This window comes from Catenibacterium sp. co_0103, from assembly GCF_004168205.1.
GTDB classification, from domain to species: Bacteria; Bacillota_I; Bacilli_A; order Erysipelotrichales; family Coprobacillaceae; genus Catenibacterium; species Catenibacterium mitsuoka_A.
The window spans coordinates 1-1,435 of record NZ_RCYB01000198.1; the positions used below are offsets into that span (position 1 = coordinate 1).

A 1,435-nucleotide genomic window follows, 5' to 3' on the forward strand; every position below is an offset into this window, starting at 1 on the left:
CGAGGATCTGGCGGCGATAGCATGATGGACACACCCGTTCCCATCCCGAACACGGAAGTTAAGCATCATAACGGCGACGATAGTGTGAAGACGCGACAATAGCAAGCTGCCAGGTCCTTTTTTTATGCCTTCCGCCAGGAGGGCTTTTTTAGTACAAAAAAACATCTATCTTACGATAGATGTCTTCTCATTAATAAACTTGAATACTTTATTCCAATAAGCGTCTGGATTTACATATAAGCTATTGGCATGTGTTGCGCCTTTAACACTATATAATTCTTTCTCACAATTTGCAACCTTATATACTTCTAATCCCATAGAATAAGGGACAAAATCATCTTTTGTACCATGAATAAACATCATTGGTTTATTACATTTCTTGACCGCTTTTAGACTACTTGCTTTTTTAAAATCATAACCTGCTTCAATATTCGACATCATATTTGAAATATCCATCACTGGAAATGGTGGTAAACCAAATCTTTTATCTAATTCACTAGAGAATATATCATATACACTTGTATAACCACAATCTTCTATATAACCTACTACATTTTTTGGATGATCTCCTGACAACATCATTGTAGTAGCACCACCCATGGATACACCATGTACTATAATCTTTGCTTTTGGATCTTTATTCAAAATCCAATTAATCCAAAGCTTCATATCATTCTTATCAAGATACCCCATTCCAATATGATTCCCTTTACTCTTACCAGAAGCACGATCATCAGGTAATAATACATTATAACCATGATCATAATAAGTACGTCCAAAAGGCATCATATTTCTGTTGTCCACCTTATAACCATGAATAACGAGAGCCCATTTATGTGAGTCTTGTGTTTTATAGTTACCAGATAGTTTTAACTTATCCTTACTTGTAATTGATGTTAAGGATGTTTCCTTATAGAAAGCATCTGCTTTCTTCATCTCATCCTCTTTATTCTTATTCATAATCAATTCATTACTATTTGAGGCATGTACAGTTGTCTTCACATTTCTTTCGCTAGAATTACTTGCAGGAGACAAAGCATAATTCACAAAATAATGACCTACTCCAATACTTCCACAAAGTAATATCAATACAATTAATCCTATAATCTTTTTCTTCATAAACTCACCTCAGGCTGTATTGTATACTAATATTGGTTTGAAGTTAATAGTTTTAATATCAAAGAATTAAAAAAGCATACAAATATATAGATTATGTAAAAGTTATTTGAATACCCACAAACCACAGGTCAGTGAAAATTAAATTTCATAAACACCGATTAAACGGCATTCATGAAGCTGAACCAGACACATGAATTTCCCATCTGTTCTATAATTAGATTAGAAATTAGATGGAGGTATAATCATATGTCAAACAAAGTATTAAAGCCTAAGAAAGCTTCTCTTTATCAGTTCACTCAGAAATATTCCAACAATA

Annotated in this window: 1 protein-coding gene and 1 rRNA gene; one reads left to right on the top strand and one right to left on the bottom strand. The window is 33.1% G+C overall.

From position 1 onward, the window contains the following. The first annotated feature begins 6 nt into the window (after positions 1-6). Positions 7-115: ribosomal RNA gene (rrf, locus tag EAI80_RS13105) — 5S ribosomal RNA — on the top strand. Positions 116-165: 50 nt separating this feature from the next. Here the strand turns inward: rrf and EAI80_RS13110 are convergent. After that, positions 166-1,119 (bottom strand): alpha/beta hydrolase, encoded by a 954-nt coding sequence (locus EAI80_RS13110; protein ID WP_129982385.1) that lies wholly within the window; start codon positions 1,117-1,119, stop codon positions 166-168. Between the last annotated feature and the right edge of the window lie 316 nt (positions 1,120-1,435).

Excerpts from the sequence above, each read along its gene's own strand:
- EAI80_RS13110 (WP_129982385.1), bottom strand. The coding sequence starts at position 1,119 with ATGAAGAAAAAGATTATAGGATTAATTGTATTGATATTACTTTGTGGA.